This window comes from Leclercia sp. GHBNCSD, assembly GCF_055805075.1.
The window spans coordinates 499,216-516,563 of record NZ_JBQVYO010000001.1; the positions used below are offsets into that span (position 1 = coordinate 499,216).

Consider the following 17,348-nt stretch of genomic DNA (forward strand, 5'->3'; position numbering starts at 1 on the left):
AGCGCAGCGCCGCCGGGCATTTGCCGGGTGGCGGCTTCGCCTTACCCGGCCTACGTTGGCATTTGTAGGCCCGGTAAGCGTAGCGCCACCGGGCGTGTATTACAGGAAGGCCGGTAACATCGCCGCCAGACTCCCTTTCTTCAGCAGATCCATCGCTGCATCAATGTCCGGGGCGAAGAAGCGATCATCATCATAGTGCGCCACCTGCTCCCGCAGGATATGACGCGCCTGCTCCAGCAGCGGGCTGGAGGTGAGGCCATCACGCAAATCGCAGCCTTGCGCTGCCGCCAGCCACTCGACCGCCAGCACGCCACGGGTATTACCCGTCATCTCCCATAAGCGACGGCCTGCTGCCGGGGCCATTGAGACATGGTCTTCCTGGTTGGCGGAGGTGGGCAGACTGTCCACGCTGTGCGGGTGGGACAGCGCCTTGTTCTCGCTCGCCAGCGCCGCGGCGGTGACCTGGGCAATCATAAAGCCGGAGTTCACCCCGCCATTGCGCACCAGGAACGGCGGCAGCTGGGACATATGTTTATCCATCATCAGCGCGATACGGCGTTCAGAGAGCGCGCCGATCTCGGCAATCGCCAGGGCCAGATTATCCGCCGCCATCGCCACCGGTTCGGCATGGAAGTTGCCGCCGGAGACCACCTCACTTTCCGCCGCGAAGACCAGCGGGTTGTCGGAGACGGCATTGGATTCCACCAGTAGCACCTCTGCCGCCTGGCGCAGCTGGGTCAGGCAGGCGCCCATCACCTGCGGCTGACAGCGCAGGGAGTAGGGATCCTGCACCTTGTCGCAGTTATGATGCGAGTCGGCAATGGCGCTGGTGTCGGTCAGAACGTGGCGGAACAGCGCCGCGGCGTCGATCTGCCCGCGCTGGCCGCGCACCTCGTGGATGCGGGCATCAAACGGACGCCGGGAGCCGAGCACCGCTTCGGTGGTCAGCGCCCCGCAGACCACCGCCGAGGCAAAGAGATCTTCAGCTTCAAACAGACCGCGCAGGGCAAAGGCGGTGGAGGCCTGGGTGCCGTTCAGCAGGGCCAGCCCCTCTTTCGCCGCCAGCGTCACCGGGGCCAGCCCCGCTTTTTGCAGGGCGGTGGCGGCCGGGAGCCATTCGCCACGGTAGCGGGCTTTGCCTTCGCCGAGCAGGGTCAGAGACATGTGCGCCAGCGGCGCCAGGTCGCCGGAGGCACCCACCGAGCCTTTGGCCGGGATCCACGGGTAGACGCCCGCATTGACCATGGCAATCAGCGCCTCAATCACGCTCAGGCGGATGCCGGAGAAACCGCGCGCCAGGCTGTTGATCTTCAGCACCATCATCAGGCGCACCATGTCATCATCCAGCGGCTCGCCCACGCCCGCCGCGTGGGACAACACCAGCGAACGTTGCAGGTTTTCCAGATCGTGGGTGGCGATGCGCGTCTGCGCCAGCAGGCCAAACCCGGTGTTAATGCCGTAGGCGGTGCGCCCTTCTGCAACAATGGCTTCCACGCAGGCGACGCTGTCGTTAATCGCCTTATGGGCCGCCTCATCGAGCGTCAACTGGTGCGGCTGCTGCCAGATCTGGCGCAGCTGGGCCAGGGTCAGGGAGCCGGGCGTCAGGGTTAAGGCGTTCATTAGTGCTTTCCTTGTGTGGCCGCGATCATCGGCAGGTTGAGTCCCTGCTCTTTCGCGCAGTCGATGGCAATGTCATACCCGGCATCGGCATGGCGCATAACGCCTGTCGCCGGATCGTTGTGCAGGACGCGGGCAATACGGGCCGCGGCTTCATCGGTGCCGTCGCAGACGATCACCATCCCGGCATGCTGGGAGAAGCCCATGCCCACCCCGCCGCCGTGGTGCAGCGAGACCCAGGTGGCGCCGCTGGCAGTGTTGAGCAGCGCGTTCAGCAGCGGCCAGTCGGAGACCGCGTCGGAGCCGTCCTGCATCGCTTCAGTTTCGCGGTTCGGGCTGGCAACCGAGCCGGAGTCGAGATGGTCGCGACCAATGACGATGGGCGCGGAGACTTCACCGCTGCGCACCATTTCGTTGAAGGCCAGGCCCAGCTTCTGACGCCACTCCAGCCCAACCCAGCAGATCCGCGCCGGCAGTCCCTGGAAGTTGATGCGCTCGCGGGCCATGTCCAGCCAGTGATGGAGGTGCTCATCATCGGGAATGATCTCTTTCACTTTGGCGTCGGTTTTGTAGATATCCTCCGGGTCGCCGGAGAGGGCCACCCAGCGGAACGGGCCAATCCCGCGGCAGAACAGCGGACGGATATAGGCCGGGACAAAGCCCGGGAAGTCGAAGGCGTTGGTCACGCCCATCTCTTTCGCCATCTGACGGATGTTGTTGCCGTAATCGAAAGTCGGTACACCCTGCTGGCTGAAGGCCAGCATCGCGTTAACGTGGTCAGCCATGGAACGCTTCGCCGCCAGCACGGTGCCTTCCGGATCCTGCTGCGCTTTCTGCTGGTACGCTTCCCAGCTCCAGCCTTTTGGCAGGTAGCCGTGCAGCGGATCGTGGGCGCTGGTCTGGTCGGTGACCAGGTCCGGGCGCACGCCGCGCGCCACCAGTTCCGGTAGGATCTCGGCGGCGTTACCGCACAGGGCAATGGAGACGGCCCGTCCCTCGGCGGTATATTTCTGGATGCGCGCCAGGGCGTCGTCAAGCGTTTCGGCCTGCTCATCAACGTAGCGGGTCCGCAGACGGAAATCGATGCGGCTCTGCTGGCACTCAATATTCAGGGAACAGGCCCCCGCCAGCGTTGCCGCCAGCGGCTGTGCGCCGCCCATACCGCCCAGGCCTGCGGTGAGCACCCAGCGGCCTTTCAGGGAGCCGTTATAGTGTTGGCGGCCTGCTTCGACAAAGGTCTCGTAGGTCCCCTGGACGATGCCCTGGCTGCCAATGTAGATCCAGCTGCCGGCGGTCATCTGGCCATACATCGCCAGCCCTTTCGCATCCAGCTCGTTAAAGTGTTCCCAGGTGGCCCAGTGCGGCACCAGGTTGGAGTTGGCGATCAGCACGCGCGGGGCGTTTTCGTGGGTTTTGAACACGCCGACCGGTTTGCCGGACTGTACCAACAGGGTTTCGTCGCTTTCCAGTTCAGTAAGCGCGGCGACAATGGCGTCATAGCACGCCCAGTTGCGCGCGGCGCGGCCAATCCCGCCATAGACCACCAGCTCGTGAGGGTTCTCCGCCACGTCGGGATCGAGGTTATTCATTAACATGCGCAGCGGGGCTTCGGTGAGCCAGCTTTTGGCAGTCAGCCGGGTGCCACGTGGGGCGCGGATCTCTTGCTGGCGAAACTTACCTGACGACATTGTGTGCTCCTCATAGGGGACAGAATATACAGTAAGATATACTTGTATAGACAAGTGCACACAAGAGCGGTTTTAACAATTACGATACATTTTTGTTATATTGCGTCAGCAATCACGCTTTTCGCTTATGACATAAAATGGCCCTGCAGCCGGTAGCGGTTGCCGGGGAAGAGCAGCCGGGCATGGGAGACGATGTGGGAGGCTGACCATGTGCGGCGGTGGATCAGCAGGCAGGGGTCGTGCTCCTTGATGCGCAGCAGTTCGCACTCCTTCGGCGTGGCCCGCACCGCCTCGACGATATGCTCCCCTTCCGTCAGCGGCGCAACCCGCGACAGATAAGCATGGGGCGTGGTGGTGGTGTAGTCCTGCTGAAGGTAGTCCGGCACCAGTGCGGCATTGACGCAGCGATCCTCTATCTGCACCGGGACGTCATTTTCATAGTGCAACATCAGGGAGTGAAAGATGCGCGATCCCTCTTTGACGTTCAACGCTACCGCCTGGGCGGCGCTGGCCTGCGTCTCTTCGAGGAACTGCACTTCACACCGGTGCTGATGGTTGCGGGAGGCGATCTCATCGGCAATGCTGCGGATCTCAAACAGCGCTGACTGCCCTTTTGGCTCGGCAACAAAGGTGCCGACCCCCTGCAGGCGCACCAGCAGTCCCTCATCGGTCAGCTCCCGCAGCGCGCGGTTGATGGTCATCCGGCTGAAGCCGAACTGGGCCACCAGCTCCGCCTCGGAGGGGATACGATCGTGGGGACGCCAGACGCCGGTGGCGATTTGATGGCTGATCGCCTGCTTGACCTTTTCATAGAAAGGGGCTGGCGCACTGGCCTGCTGCTGCGGGGCGCGAGAGAACATAGCAATTCCTTAAGCCGTCATAAAAAATCGAGTATATACAAGCTTTATGCCCACCAGTGAGCGATTTGCCACGCCAGCCGTGCGGCGAGCTTCGCCCCCTGACTGTCACGATCGAAGCCGGGACTGAACTCAACCAGATCGGCCGCCTGCAGTTTGCCGCTGCGACAGATCCGCTCGATAACCGGGAGCAGATCACGGGCGGGAACCCCCAGCGCGGCGGGGGCCGACACGGCGGGCATCTCCCCGGCAGGCATCACGTCGAGATCGAGGGTCAGGTAGACACGATCTGCCTGTTCCAGAAGCGTTGTGAGCGCGTCAAGCGCCTGCTGGCGGAAATCGAGATCCTCCACCAGCGTAACGTTAAGGCGCGCAGCCTCATCCCACAGCGCCTGGGTGTTGGCCGCCCGGCTGACCCCGAAGCAGGCATAACGAAACTCACGCTGCTGTTGTGCGCAGTAGAGCGCCAGCTGGCGGAACGGTGTCCCTGAGGTCGCCTGGCGGGCATTTCGCAGATCGAGATGCGCGTCGAGGTTGATGATTACTACACGCTCGCCGGCAAAGGCATCCAGCACGCCGCGGCCATGGGCCCAGGCGGTTTCATGCCCGCCACCGAACACCAGGGTGCGCATCCCGCCCCGCTGACAGGCGGTGACCGTCTCGCTCAGCGCCTGCTGGGCCGCCTCCAGCGCCTCCCCTTCCACGCGGATGTTGCCGATATCGGTCAGCCGCTCGTGACCCTGATGACTGGCCATGTTCGCCAGCGCCCGGCGTATTACGTCCGGCGCCTGTGCGGCACCGGTTCGGCCCTGATTGCGCCTGACCCCTTCATCGCAGGCGAAGCCAATCAGGGCGATACCGTCGCCGGTCGGCGTTGGCGTGTCGCTAAGTTGCACGGTCTGGAACAGGCGCAGCGCGTTGCTGGCCTCGCTGCTGTCGTCGCGACCCTGCCAGACCTCAGGTGAAACCGGCTGCCATAGGTTCATTCTACTTTTCCTCTGAATACGCGCTGATAAAGCGGGTTACGACCCGGCTCATAGACCATCTCAACCGGGTTTTTCGCATCCCAGATGGCCAGATCCGCCACAAACCCCGCCTTCAACTGGCCATGGGTGTCGCCGCGCCCCAGCGCCCGTGCCGCGTGCCGGGTTACCCCTGCCCACGCCTCTTCCGGGGTGAGACCAAACTGCACGCAGGCCATGTTCATCGCCAGATGCAGGCTGGCGAACGGACTGGTGCCCGGGTTGTAGTCCGTGGCGACCGCCATCGGTATCCCCCGCTGGCGTAACCGCGCAACCGGCGGGCGCTGTCGCTCCTGTAAAAAGTAAAATGCGCCGGGGAGTAACACCGCCACGGTGCCGCTCTGCGCCATCGCGTCGACACCAGCCTCGTCGAGATATTCAATATGATCGGCGGAGAGCCCATGGTAACGACTCACCAGCGCAGTGCCGCCGAGACTGGAGAGCTGCTCAACGTGGCCTTTAATGGGGATGCCCAGCGTCTGCGCCGCCTGGAACACCCGCTCGCTCTGTTCGGGCGTAAACCCGACATTTTCGCAGAAGACATCCACAGCTTCGAAGAGCCCTTTTTCCCACAGTGCAGGCAGCATATGCTGGCAAACATGGTCGATGAAGGCATCCGGATCGTGGCGATACGCCTTCGGCACGGCGTGGGCCGCCAGCAGCGTCGGGCTGATCTCCACCGGGTTGGTCTGTGCAAGACGCCGGGCCACGCGCAGCATCTTCTCTTCGGATTCGTCATCCAGGCCGTAACCCGACTTTATCTCGAGGGTGGTGACACCCTCGCGCATTAAGCGCTGCAAGCGCTGCTGCGCAAGCTGTTCGAGCTGCTCAGGCGTGCTCTCCCGGGTGGCAGTGACCGTGGCGTTAATCCCGCCGCCCTGAGCGCTGATGGTCTGATAGGAGACGCCGTTGAGTCGCTGCTCCCATTCGGCGGCACGATCGCCACCAAACACCAGATGCGTATGGCAGTCGATCAGGCCCGGCGTCACCAGCCGCCCCTGTAAATCGATGGTGTTGGGCAGATCATCCGGCAGGTCAGATTCCGGCACGATGGCCAGGATGGTCTCACCGCGCACAATCAATGCCCGGTTTTCCAGCAGGCCATAGGGGGTGTCGTGGTCGGGATCCAGCGTCGCGAGGCGCAGGTTACGCCAGATCAGATCGTCAGGATAAAGTTGCAGCATCGGGCTTCCACTTGTCATGGGTTGTATAGACATTTATTTTCATTCCTGTCGCCCTGTCAATCGCCTTTACCGAGATTGTTATTTATTTGTGACAACTTCCTCGCTAACCGCGGGAAGAAAAAGCAACTTTTTTGCACTCAACTAAAAGTTTCAGCAGTATTTTTAGAGCATTACTACATGCTCCTTTCATTAGTCATAACTGGCTCGGCACCTATACTTAAAAGTAGATTAGTATGCGAACGATAGAGTCAGAAGGGGTCAGGTAAAGGTGGTTGATGATGGTTCTTTAAGCGTTGAGCGGTCCATGCCCATCAAAGGCGTACTCATGCTGCTCACCAGTGAAAGGGTGCAAGTGTTTGAACCGAAGGCCTTCATACTGTATCGTCACAACATTGAAAATATCAAGGATATTATCCAGAGCGCTTTCTTCGCTCAACGCATTAGGGCGTAAACCGGACCTCATTGATAAAGTTTTAAAGAATCTGACCTGCCCATATTCCATGTGCACGGTTTTAGGCTAGCCCCCACCTTCTGGGCGTGTGTTTTTCGCGTCATCTGGCTGTGTGGCATCTCGCCTGATGTTGAGCCCTTGGGACCAGCTAAACAACGCGCCGTCAAGGCTGCAGATATACTCGTAACATTTGCAAAAGCATCAAGCGGCCCTGTCCCGTTGTTCTTTTTGAACCGGTTGCCTTTAACAGGAAGATTTGATTCATGCCAGGATATTCGTGCGATACTCGGAGGTGCTTTTTTAGTGACGTCTGTCTTTATCCCGACGTTCCTGCATAGTCATTCTTCCGGCTGCACTTGTCAGGTCAACACCGACGAGATCCAGGCAGTGAAAACGACTATCTAACGCAGCCAGTAGTTCAATCGTTTTCCCTGGCAGCCTGTACAAAACAGTTTTAACGCAGGATATTTTCTGTTTGCCAAGCCGACGCCAAGATTGGCGAAATCAGAGTAATGTATTTAGTGCTGAAGTACTGGATAAATATATTACCCGCTAAATACCGGATGAAATAAAGATGGAAGCTATTACCAATGCTCGCGCGGAGTGCCACGCGCAGCTGATGGCCTTTCAGGAAGAGCTGAACAGGCCGCAGGCAAAGAGTATGTTGAAGAGACGGTAGATGACGTAACGGAAGACGGTTAGACGCCAAAGACAAAGAGTAATTCGCATGCAGACGGGTTATATTTTAACTTAACGCTTAATCTTCTGATTTATTTTAGATACGTTATAATCGTTAATATGTCGTATATGAATATAGAAATTTCAGTTAAGTATTAATCATAAAACGCTATACCAATTTAATTGCGAGGGTTAACAATGAGCGTCAGAAGAGATAGCGACGGAAAATATGTGACAAGTGGACAGCCTTTTAAGCAGTATGATGAAAAATGGCGTGCTGATAACGCAGCTAGCTGGGAAGCCCCCATCAGCCAACCAAACCAGCCGGTTAATAATTCATGGGGAACTATCCAGCAGCCAACATCAACATCGACGTCCATGTCTTATGAAGACCAGCTGGCTTTCGCCAGTGGCGCGCGCAAAGTTCTCGCCTCAATTATTATCTGGTTTACGCTATGGGGCGTTATTTTAGTGCCAGGGCTACAGGCTGCGCAAATGCTCATATATGAAGGGGGGCTTACCTCAATCCTGGCAAGGATAATTTTTTCAATCCTTTATATTGTTTATGTCATCCTATTTGCCCCTCTTCAGTTCGCTTACCTCTTTGAAGTTGGTGACCTGGCAACGCGATTGCTTATTCAGCTAGGGGTGGGAGTTGTACTGTCATTTCTGGTAGTTAAATTCTGGCGGAAGTTAAAGAAAAAAGTATTGTATAGCTTCGCATTTATTGCAGTGCTGGCCTATATAGCCGTTGGGCTGGTGTCGCTTAATAGTGGTCTTTGGGGATCATTTAAGTTTTTCCCGTACTTTAGTTAATATTTTTTCCGTATTGACGTGTTAAATGAGTTAGCGGTGGGCTGTTGCCTACCGCTAACATTACAATTCTGTGATAATGCGAACGATTTCTCGCAGGTGAACTACATCGAATAAAGTTTTTGGCACGGGAGATTATGCCGTCAGTACTCCCCCGCGGGACATCATCCATTGAAATGGTATTACAGCGTGATCTCATAGATGGCGGTGACTTTAACTCTGCACTGATCCGCTCCCTGGCAGCCTTGTTTGACTTTAATGAAATTTACTAATTGATGCTTCTAACACACCATCATTATTAGTAGTTTCTCGAAAAATATTTAATACTTAGTTGCCGAAGCCCAGCCATTAAATATTGATTTTTCCACGATATAGAAAAATAGAAAGGCAAACGGATGCCCTGTTTGCCTTTTTATAACTAGTAAAACATTTCACGGTTATTATTTACCAACCGGACCCACCTTCATCTTCCTTTTTCTGAAGCGCATCTCTGTAGCGCTGTTGTTCGATAAGTGAAAGATTAGGATCGTTCAATACGCTTCTTCCCTTAATACTTACATCATAGTCTATATCAGTTTGCGAAGCATAACTTTTGTCTACGCGAGTTTCCGACGAGTGATTGCTTAACGCATTGTAGGCTGAATCTAATTTTTGCGTGTCGGATGTACCTATATAGGCAAGTAAACAAGCGAAAACGAAAAATGCTGACCAAACTATACCAAATGATGTTATTTCAAACCCCAAACCTGTATTAATGAATATGACATTAAATCTGATAGCATAGACGATAATAAACGAAGTTAGAATTATGGTTCTTCTTTTCCACTTTGTAACAAACTTACGAATATGTTTTACACAGTTTACCAACGCAATCATAAAAAGTACTACAGATGCAATTGGCAACCAGAACGGGAATGGTGAGTATTCATTAGTGATATTAGATGTTAGTGTTACCAATGAAAAAATTAATAAGACAGATACAAGATATACACGTATAGCTATTCCCGTTTTGTGAGACTTATCTATTTTTAAAAATAAAACAGGTAATATTGCGGGAATGTTCATCAGTAATGCTATAACAATAGTCATCATTAATGAGTTCATGGTGGTTCTCTCATTTTAATTCAATATTAAAGGGAGCCTTGAAGCTCCCTCGCAGTAATTATCTTACAACGGTATCAATGATTACTTCATTAGTTTCAGGATCGTAAACTTTGACTTCATCTCTAATAATTGTTGTATGAATAGTGTTACTATCACCATCAACCTTCGAGATATGAAGATAGGATTTTACAAAAGAGCCTACATCGAGTCCTTTACTATTAATAGCTGCAAATTTAGCCGAAACTTCACGAGCTTTATCATCTGGCACAACAACAGTACAGCCACGTAATACGTCATCTGTAGAGACTTTAATCCCACGACGCTCGATCGTTAAACCGCCGTTCATATCACAACCGGCTGCATTATATTTGAAACCTTTTTTAGCAATGTCATAGCTATCCCTTGCCGAAACCCAGCCGTCAGAGGCAGGAATTGACTTTTCACCATTTTCTGTCTTAAGAGCAGATTGTTCAGCAATTTGACTATTTAGACTAAATGTCGAGTAAGCTAAAATGTTTTTTACATCTTTATATTGATTAATTTTAGCTTTGATTTTTGGAAGCTCTTCTTTTTTAATGTCTTCTTTAGCAAATACATCTGTAGTATTGTTCCACTTAGAACTAAAGAAATCCATTAATTCATCGTCACTAAACTGGCGTGGCGTCTGAGCAAAATAGACATAATAAATATCATCCTGAGAAACGACTTTAAAATCAGCATCAGAAATATTTCTTAACGCATCATCATCAGCGTTGAGTTTTGCTTCAAGTTTATCGCGCCACGTTTTTTGTTGTGACGTCGGTTCAGTTTTATGATGTTCTAATTTCTGCAGAGAAAGCTCGGCATCAGTAAAGAATTTGTTATTTTCTTTTTTCACATTATATGAAATGTCGTTTGAAAATAATACGCCATAGATTTCATCAGAGCTAAACTCAATTTTGGCACTACATGACAGCTCATCTTGACCGCTAGCAGTAAGCGATGCATTATTGATTTGTACTTTATCTGTCGAGCCAAATCCTTTAGAAAAATCATCCGCCGTATAATGATAACTAGCGTCAATTCTCAATTTTTTCCTTTCATTGCCATCAAGGTATCCTGCTTCTGATTTATATCTATCCATAAATGGAGAATAGCCTAGTGGATTACGATTTAAGAATTCGATGCTTCCTTTTTTGAAACTGTTTTCTAATTGCGAAATAATTTCGGGGCGCTTACAAATAGCATTTGCTTCCTCGCTGGTGAGTTCATTGATTGGTTTATCTTCAACAGCTTTATCACATCCTGAGAGAACAACAGAAAATCCTACTGCTAACATAATGGACTTGCGCATAGTCTATCCTTTGAATTAGTAAAACAGGAAAATACTTACAGGTATTTAATATGTATATAGTAGCGTTGTCATAGGGTTATTGACGTTCATACTCTACGCCCATGATTGCTATTCCATTTTTTGTTTTTTCAATATCTAATGTGGTATAGGTAGTATGAGCTACATACTCTTTTTGGTCTTTGCTCACATCCCATTTTTGAACAGCAACATTTCCTATGCCCGGCATTTTAATATTCTTTTCTTCGATCTTGATTACGAGGCCTGATGAGGTGTTTTTCCATGTTCCATAGATCCCGTCATCACCACACCCTGTCAGTAAAGTAACCAGACCGACACCCCAAAGAAGCTTACGCATACCAATTCCCTAAGTAATCAAAAAATAGCAGCTAATCCAGCTGCCTTTCCCAAAGGCTTTAATCTCGCCCGGCAAGCCACTCTGAGCTTGCTCTCAGCCAATAGCATTCAATTAAATTCGCTGCTCGTCACATCGTTTGTGACGATCAAAAAGCAACCAAATGATAGATTATAACTATCATGAATATGTTAAACATCATTAATTGATTTAATTAAATATAATATAGTGATGAAACTACTGATATCAGCTGAATAATATTGCCCTTGGGGAAGCGCTATAAGACCAGTACCGTTATCCAGTTTTCGTCAGGCTCACGGAGCTATGCGAACATAGCAATGGTTTATTAATGAGACAGGGAAAAGCAGGAGGTAAAAAGTAGCGAAATGGATAATCAGGTTGAGGAATAGCCAATTTAGCTTAAGTGCAAAATAAAAAGAGACCAGGTATTCCATTGCTGCGTTCTCTAATGTCTCTGTTGGTCTGTCCAGATATCGAAGACTGTAAAATCTAAGCATCGCTTAGACAGGGCTCAGTCTCATTTTTACAAGGATTTGCCAGCATCATGGGTGTTCTGAGTTTTCCGACAGCCGCAGTCTGACCATCGCCAGCAAAATAAAGGCCATAGACATCCCGTCCAGCCCATAGAACCCCGCTACCGGATAAACCCGCCGAGCCCAAAGCCGATGCCACCAGATCACAAGGCAATGCCCGGCGCCAGAGCAATAACGCGATGTCCGTAAGCATCAGCTTACGATGGCACCAGTGACCAAACATCACCTGCACCAGCGGAGCGGCCAATAAAAAGATTAGTTCGAAAAGCACTTATTAAGCGTGCGCTCTGCACATCGGTCAGTTGAGGGGGGTATTTCGAGCGAAAGCGGAAATTAAAAGCATCTCCCATTTGGAGTATGGCTACCGAAGCCGTGGCGATTCCTTGCCAGCCCCTATCAGAGCTTATTCCTGATTGATGAAGGCGTCTAATTTTCTTGAAGATCAGGAACATAGATAACTTTGAGCGTTATTCAACTTTGTACATTTACTATGTACGCAACCACGTCACCAGTAAAACTTTTTCATCACGTTTGCTCTAAACCACACTTATCTGTAATGTGCACACGGTGTTCAAGTAGAATGCGATTAAAAAGCGAAGTCATTTGCAATTTACATCGACCATTAAGCGATCTTTCTCGTTTTTTCGACAGAATGAGATGTAGGCAGCACCATATAAAGATTTTCTAAGTTTTAGTTAGATGTATTTTTGCCTTTTCATCTTCCCGTTTCGCTCAACTTAGTATAAAAAAGCAGGCTATTTCAGTTGTCCCCCTATTGATATGTTTTGCAGGAGCTTCCCTTGAACATTTCCAGGATTTCTCGTCTGGCGCTGGCACTCGCATTTGGCGTGACGTTATCGGCGTGCAGCTCTACTCCGCCAGATCAACTGCCATCAGAGCAGGTTGCGCCGGGCACGGCTTCCCGTCCGATCCTCTCCGCTGACGAAGCGAAAAACTTCCAGCAGGCTCGCTACTTTACGGCCATGGATCCGAACGCGGCGCCGTGGAGTCCTTATGCCATCCGCCTGCCTGAGCAGCCGAACTTTGTGGTTGGCCCGGCGGGAACCCAGGGCGTGACGCACACCTCCATCCAGGCGGCAGTCGATGCTGCCATTGCTAAGCACAGCAGCTCCCGTCAGTACATCGCCATTTTACCGGGCGAATACGAAGGTACTGTGTATGTGCCCGCCGCGCCGGGGAGCGTGACGATCTACGGTACGGGTGAAAAACCGATCGATGTCAAAATTGGTCTGGCGATCGACTCCGAGATCGACACCGCAACCTGGCGTCACCTGGTTAACCCGGGCGGCAAATATATGCCGGGCAAACCGGCCTGGTATATGTTCGACCGTTGCCAGAGCAAGCACAGCGCCACCGTTGGCCTGATGTGTTCCGCGGTCTTCTGGTCGCAGAACAACGGTCTGCAGCTGCAGAACCTGACCATTGAAAACAATCTGGGTGACAGCGTGGATGCCGGAAACCACCAGGCGGTGGCTCTGCGCAGCGATGGCGATCGGGTGCAAATCGACAAGGTGAACATTCTGGGTCGCCAGAACACCTTCTTCGTCACTAACAGCGGCGTTGACAACACCCTGAAAAACAACCGTATCACCCGTACGCTGGTGACCAACAGCTACATTGAAGGGGATGTGGATATGGTTTCTGGTCGCGGTGCCGTGGTGTTTGATAACACCGATTTCCGCGTCATGAACACCCGTACCCAGCAGGAAGGCTACGTCTTCGCCCCTGCGACGCAGTCCAATCTGTTCTACGGCTTCCTGGCAGTGAACAGCCGCTTTACCGCGATGGGCGACGGCGTGGCACAACTCGGCCGCTCCCTGGATGTCGATTCCGCCACTAACGGTCAGGTGGTGATCCGCGACAGCGTGATCAACGAAGGCTTTAATATGGCTAAACCGTGGGGCAACGCCGCCATCTCTCAGCGTCCGTATGCGGGTAACACCGGTGCGGTGGATGAGAAAGGCAACGTGCAGCGTAACCTCAACGACGCTAACTTCAACCGCATGTGGGAATACAACAACCGCGGCGTGGGAAGTAAAGTGATCGCAGAGCCGAAGCAGTAAATATTTAGCAAAAAGGGGGAGCAACTCCCCCTTAATGCTGCGGCTGAACACGTCAGGCACCGGTTTTAAGATACGCATCCAGCAGTTGCAGAACTGCAACCATGAGTTGCAGGAACAGAATTATCCATCCCATCATGCTCATACGCCACTCCTTGGGTCAGGAGCACTTCCACTGACTTACCTTTCCGCTGCCTGTCGCCAGTGGGCGTTGGTTTATGTTGATGTGCTCCGCAGTTAAGGCACTGACGGCACCACCCGCCAGCCAGGACTTAAAAGTGATCCCAGATTGCGGACTGCCACACATCTACACCAACAGTTCTGATTATAAGCAGACGAGACTGGATATTTAAACAGTCTTTTATCAAATAGGAATTTATAAAGGAGCGCGGTTAAAATCAATATTATTCAAAAATTTAAGTTAATATCACTACGAGTCACTCTTCCAGGATTAAGCAACTGACGTTGTGCAAAGGGTCAGTACGACGCTAATATAAGGCGGTTGGTTTATGTTGATGTGCTCACCCGGCTACCACCGGGCATAAAAAAACCTCGCATTCGCGAGGTTTTTTTATTTCATCCGTCTTAGTGCGCGTTAACCACCACCCACATTGGCCCCTGGCCGACGGCGTAACGTCCCTTCTCTTCAAGCAGCCCCTGCTCACCCTGAATTTCATACAGCGCGATATGGTGCGATTTTTGCCCCGCCGCAATCAGGAATTTACCGCTGTGATCGACGTTGAAGCCGCGCGGCTGCGTTTCGGTTGGCTGGAAGCCTTCGATAGCCAGCACGCTACCATCTTCCGAAACACTAAACACGGTGATCAGGCTGGAGGTACGGTCGCAGGTATAGAGGTGACGGCCATCAGGTGTGATATGGATATCTGCCCCCCAACGGGTATCGGTGAAATCAGACGGCATCATGTCCAGGGTCTGCACGCACTCAATCTTGCCGTGCGGATCGCGCAGGGCCCAGACGTCTACCGTGCAGTTCAGCTCATTCACCACGTAGGCGTACTGCTGATTCGGATGGAATGCCATATGACGCGGACCGGCCCCTTCAACGGTAGCCACTTCCGCCGGGTTCTGCGCGGTCAGCTTGCCGTCATCGCCCAGCGTAAACAGGCAGATGCGATCCTGCTTCAGCGCCGGCACCCACAGAGTGCGGTTATCCGGGGAGATGTTAGCCGAGTGGCACCCTTCCAGCCCTTCAACCACCTCAACGGTTTCGCCAGGAATACCGTCATCCAGACGGGTTACGCTGACGCAGCCGGCATTGTAGGAGCCGCTAAAAATGAAGCGTCCCTGCAGATCGGTGGAGATATGCGTCGGGCTGCCGGGCAGCGCGGCTTCGGCCGTGTATGTCAGAGCGCCATCTTCAGGCGAGATACGGTACGCGAGCACGCGGAACTCCGGGCGAACACCCACATACAGGAAACGTTTATCCGGGCTGATCACCATCGGCTGAACCTGGCCGGGAACATCGACAACCTGAACCAGGGTGAGCGAACCTTCGGGATTCAGACGCCAGACATGGATCTGCTGGCTTTCAGGACTGGCGGTATAAACGGTTTGTTTCATGAATGCTCCTTTCCTCACTGCGCGTAAAAGTAATGTACCAGGATAGTCGTTTTTAACGGTGAATGCTGAATTTTAACCAGGAATTTTGCAGCGTTACTTGCACGGTGTACCATCTGCGCATCCCCTCCTTTCAACATTAACCCGGAATATCAAATGACCTCGCGTGTGATTGCACTGGATTTAGACGGTACGCTGTTAACGCCGCAAAAAACCCTGCTCCCCTCTTCGCTTGAAGCACTGAAGCGTGCCCAGGAGGCGGGATATCAACTCCTCATCGTGACGGGTCGGCATCACGTTGCTATTCATCCTTTTTATCAGGCACTGGCGTTAGATACACCTGCAATTTGTTGTAATGGAACCTATTTGTATGATTATCAAGCAAAAAAGGTTCTGCAAGCCGATCCCTTACCGGTTCCGCAGGCGCTGCAACTGATCGATCTGCTCAATGAGCATGCCATTCACGGCCTGATGTATGTTGACGACGCGATGCTGTACGAGCGTCCTACCGGCCACGTGATTCGCACCAGCAACTGGGCACAGGCGCTGCCGGAAGCGCAGCGCCCGGTCTTCACGCAGGTGCCGTCCCTCGCCCAGGCCGCCCGTGAGGTCAACGCGATCTGGAAATTTGCCCTGACCGGTGAGGACACAGGCAAACTCAACGACTTTGCCACACAGGTTGAGCAGACGCTGGGGCTGGAGTGCGAATGGTCGTGGCACGATCAGGTGGATATCGCCCGTAAAGGCAACAGCAAGGGGAAACGCCTGACGGAGTATGTGGAATCCATCGGCGGCTCTATGAAGGACGTCATTGCCTTTGGCGATAACTACAATGACATCAGCATGCTGGAAGCGGCTGGTACCGGAGTGGCGATGGGGAATGCGGACGACGCCGTCAAAGCGCGCGCGAATGTGGTGATCGGCGATAACACCACCAACAGCATCGCCGAATTTATCTATACCCGTCTGCTGTGATCAGGTGGTGATGGAGACGCTCTTGATCTGCGCGTAGAGCCAGAGGCCAGGTTTGATCCCCAGTTCATCTCTGGCCCACGGGCTGATGCGGGCCCACAGCGTGCGGCTGCCAATCTCCAGCTGCACCTCCACCTGACCTTTGTCGTCGTAACACTGGGCGACCTTGGCGCGCAGAATATTACGGATGCTGCTCTGTAGCGGCGGCTGGAGTACCAGCGAGACATCGGACGCCTGAATGCGAATGCGCAGGTTGGTTTGCAGCGGTTTATCCAGCTTGTTGACCCAGACATGCTGATCGCCGATAGCCAGGGCGGTCATGGCATAGTGCGGATGGTGTTCCAGCACGCTCACCTTCAGAATGCTGCTTTGCTGCTCCTGCGGCAGCCAGGGATGCATTACGCTGCTCCCCCACACCTCTTCCAGATTACCGAACGCTTTCACGCTACCATTTTCCAGCACCAGTACCTTATCGGCCAGATGCAGGATCTCATCCAGCGAATGGCTCACATAGAGCATCGGGATGTTGATTTCGCGGGCCAGGCGCTGCAGATAAGGCAGCAGCTCGCGCTTACGGGGGATATCGAGCGAGGCCAGCGGTTCGTCCAGCAGCAGCAGTTCCGGGGCAGTAAGCAGCGCCCGGCCTATCGCCACGCGCTGCTTTTCGCCGCCCGACAGCGACGACGGCAGCCGGTCAAGCAGGTGCTCAATGCCCAGCAAAGCCACCAGCTTATCGAACTGCCCGGCCATGCTTTTCGCCATGCCGTAACGCAGGTTGCCCAGTACTTTGTAATGGGGAAACAGCCTGGCGTCCTGGAAGACATAACCAATCCGGCGCTTTTCTGGCGCGAGAAAAATACGCTTTTCGGCATCGTTCAGCACCCGATCGTTGAGTACGATCCGCCCCGTCTGAGGTCGCGTCAGCCCGCTTATCGCGTTGATTAGCGACGTTTTGCCCGCGCCGGAGACGCCAAAAATGGCGGTAATGCCGCTGGCTGGCAGGGTTTCGTTGAGGGTCAGGCAGTGATCGCCCAGCGTCTGGGTAAAATTGAGTTCCAGCATGA

Annotated in this window: 14 protein-coding genes and 1 pseudogene; 3 read left to right on the top strand and 12 right to left on the bottom strand. The window is 53.3% G+C overall.

Features of this window, described 5'->3' with window-relative positions:
• Positions 1–99 precede the first annotated feature (99 nt).
• The 6 genes and pseudogenes from hutH to ACT3IC_RS02500 form a co-directional block, all read right to left on the bottom strand.
• Positions 100–1,620, bottom strand: a complete 1,521-nt coding sequence (gene hutH / locus ACT3IC_RS02475; RefSeq protein WP_156654124.1) for a histidine ammonia-lyase — start codon at positions 1,618–1,620, stop codon at positions 100–102.
• Positions 1,620–3,305 carry a urocanate hydratase gene (gene hutU / locus ACT3IC_RS02480; RefSeq protein WP_156654123.1) on the bottom strand — a complete coding sequence of 562 codons (1,686 nt, stop codon included), beginning with the start codon at positions 3,303–3,305 and terminating at the stop codon, positions 1,620–1,622. The genes hutH and hutU overlap by 1 nt, the downstream gene beginning before the upstream one ends.
• A gap of 125 nt (positions 3,306–3,430) precedes the next feature.
• Positions 3,431–4,165 carry a histidine utilization repressor gene (locus ACT3IC_RS02485; RefSeq protein WP_103178753.1) on the bottom strand — a complete coding sequence of 245 codons (735 nt, stop codon included), beginning with the start codon at positions 4,163–4,165 and terminating at the stop codon, positions 3,431–3,433.
• A gap of 44 nt (positions 4,166–4,209) precedes the next feature.
• Positions 4,210–5,148: a formimidoylglutamase gene (gene hutG, locus ACT3IC_RS02490; protein WP_156654122.1), complete on the bottom strand. Its 939-nt coding sequence runs from the start codon at positions 5,146–5,148 to the stop codon at positions 4,210–4,212.
• Positions 5,145–6,368, bottom strand: coding sequence for an imidazolonepropionase (gene hutI / locus ACT3IC_RS02495; protein ID WP_473478861.1), 1,224 nt, complete (start codon positions 6,366–6,368; stop codon positions 5,145–5,147). The genes hutG and hutI overlap by 4 nt, the downstream gene beginning before the upstream one ends.
• A gap of 781 nt (positions 6,369–7,149) precedes the next feature.
• A pseudogene (locus tag ACT3IC_RS02500) lies at positions 7,150–7,248 on the bottom strand (recombinase family protein); the annotation flags it as partial.
• A gap of 447 nt (positions 7,249–7,695) precedes the next feature.
• Here ACT3IC_RS02500 and ACT3IC_RS02505 point away from each other — a divergent pair.
• A complete protein-coding gene (locus ACT3IC_RS02505) occupies positions 7,696–8,313 on the top strand; it encodes a hypothetical protein (protein ID WP_325940417.1) in 618 nt (205 codons plus the stop codon).
• A 441-nt stretch (positions 8,314–8,754) separates the two neighbouring features.
• On the opposite strand, the gene ACT3IC_RS02510 is transcribed toward ACT3IC_RS02505, so the two are convergent.
• The 3 genes from ACT3IC_RS02510 to ACT3IC_RS02520 form a co-directional block, all read right to left on the bottom strand.
• On the bottom strand, positions 8,755–9,402 hold the full coding sequence (locus ACT3IC_RS02510; protein ID WP_236560450.1) for a hypothetical protein: 648 nt from the start codon (positions 9,400–9,402) through the stop codon (positions 8,755–8,757).
• Between the two features lie 70 nt (positions 9,403–9,472).
• Positions 9,473–10,747: a hypothetical protein gene (locus ACT3IC_RS02515; protein WP_156654120.1), complete on the bottom strand. Its 1,275-nt coding sequence runs from the start codon at positions 10,745–10,747 to the stop codon at positions 9,473–9,475.
• 76 nt (positions 10,748–10,823) lie between these two features.
• Positions 10,824–11,102: a hypothetical protein gene (locus tag ACT3IC_RS02520; protein ID WP_156654119.1), complete on the bottom strand. Its 279-nt coding sequence runs from the start codon at positions 11,100–11,102 to the stop codon at positions 10,824–10,826.
• Positions 11,103–12,453: 1,351 nt separating this feature from the next.
• Between ACT3IC_RS02520 and ACT3IC_RS02525 the strand changes: the two genes are divergently transcribed.
• Positions 12,454–13,737 (top strand): putative acyl-CoA thioester hydrolase, encoded by a 1,284-nt coding sequence (locus tag ACT3IC_RS02525; protein ID WP_103178750.1) that lies wholly within the window; start codon positions 12,454–12,456, stop codon positions 13,735–13,737.
• A gap of 52 nt (positions 13,738–13,789) precedes the next feature.
• Here ACT3IC_RS02525 and tisB read toward each other — a convergent pair whose 3' ends face one another.
• Both tisB and pgl read right to left on the bottom strand, forming a co-directional pair.
• On the bottom strand, positions 13,790–13,879 hold the full coding sequence (gene tisB, locus ACT3IC_RS02530; protein ID WP_103178749.1) for a type I toxin-antitoxin system toxin TisB: 90 nt from the start codon (positions 13,877–13,879) through the stop codon (positions 13,790–13,792).
• A gap of 440 nt (positions 13,880–14,319) precedes the next feature.
• The gene (gene pgl / locus ACT3IC_RS02535) at positions 14,320–15,315 is read right to left on the bottom strand and encodes a 6-phosphogluconolactonase (protein ID WP_159339268.1); all 996 of its coding nucleotides are present in this window, start codon (positions 15,313–15,315) and stop codon (positions 14,320–14,322) included.
• 153 nt (positions 15,316–15,468) lie between these two features.
• Between pgl and ACT3IC_RS02540 the strand changes: the two genes are divergently transcribed.
• A complete protein-coding gene (locus ACT3IC_RS02540) occupies positions 15,469–16,287 on the top strand; it encodes a pyridoxal phosphatase (RefSeq protein ID WP_159339269.1) in 819 nt (272 codons plus the stop codon).
• On the opposite strand, the gene modC is transcribed toward ACT3IC_RS02540, so the two are convergent.
• Complete coding sequence (gene modC, locus ACT3IC_RS02545) at positions 16,288–17,346, bottom strand: molybdenum ABC transporter ATP-binding protein ModC (protein ID WP_473476060.1); 1,059 nt, start codon at positions 17,344–17,346, stop codon at positions 16,288–16,290.
• Positions 17,347–17,348: the final 2 nt, after the last annotated feature.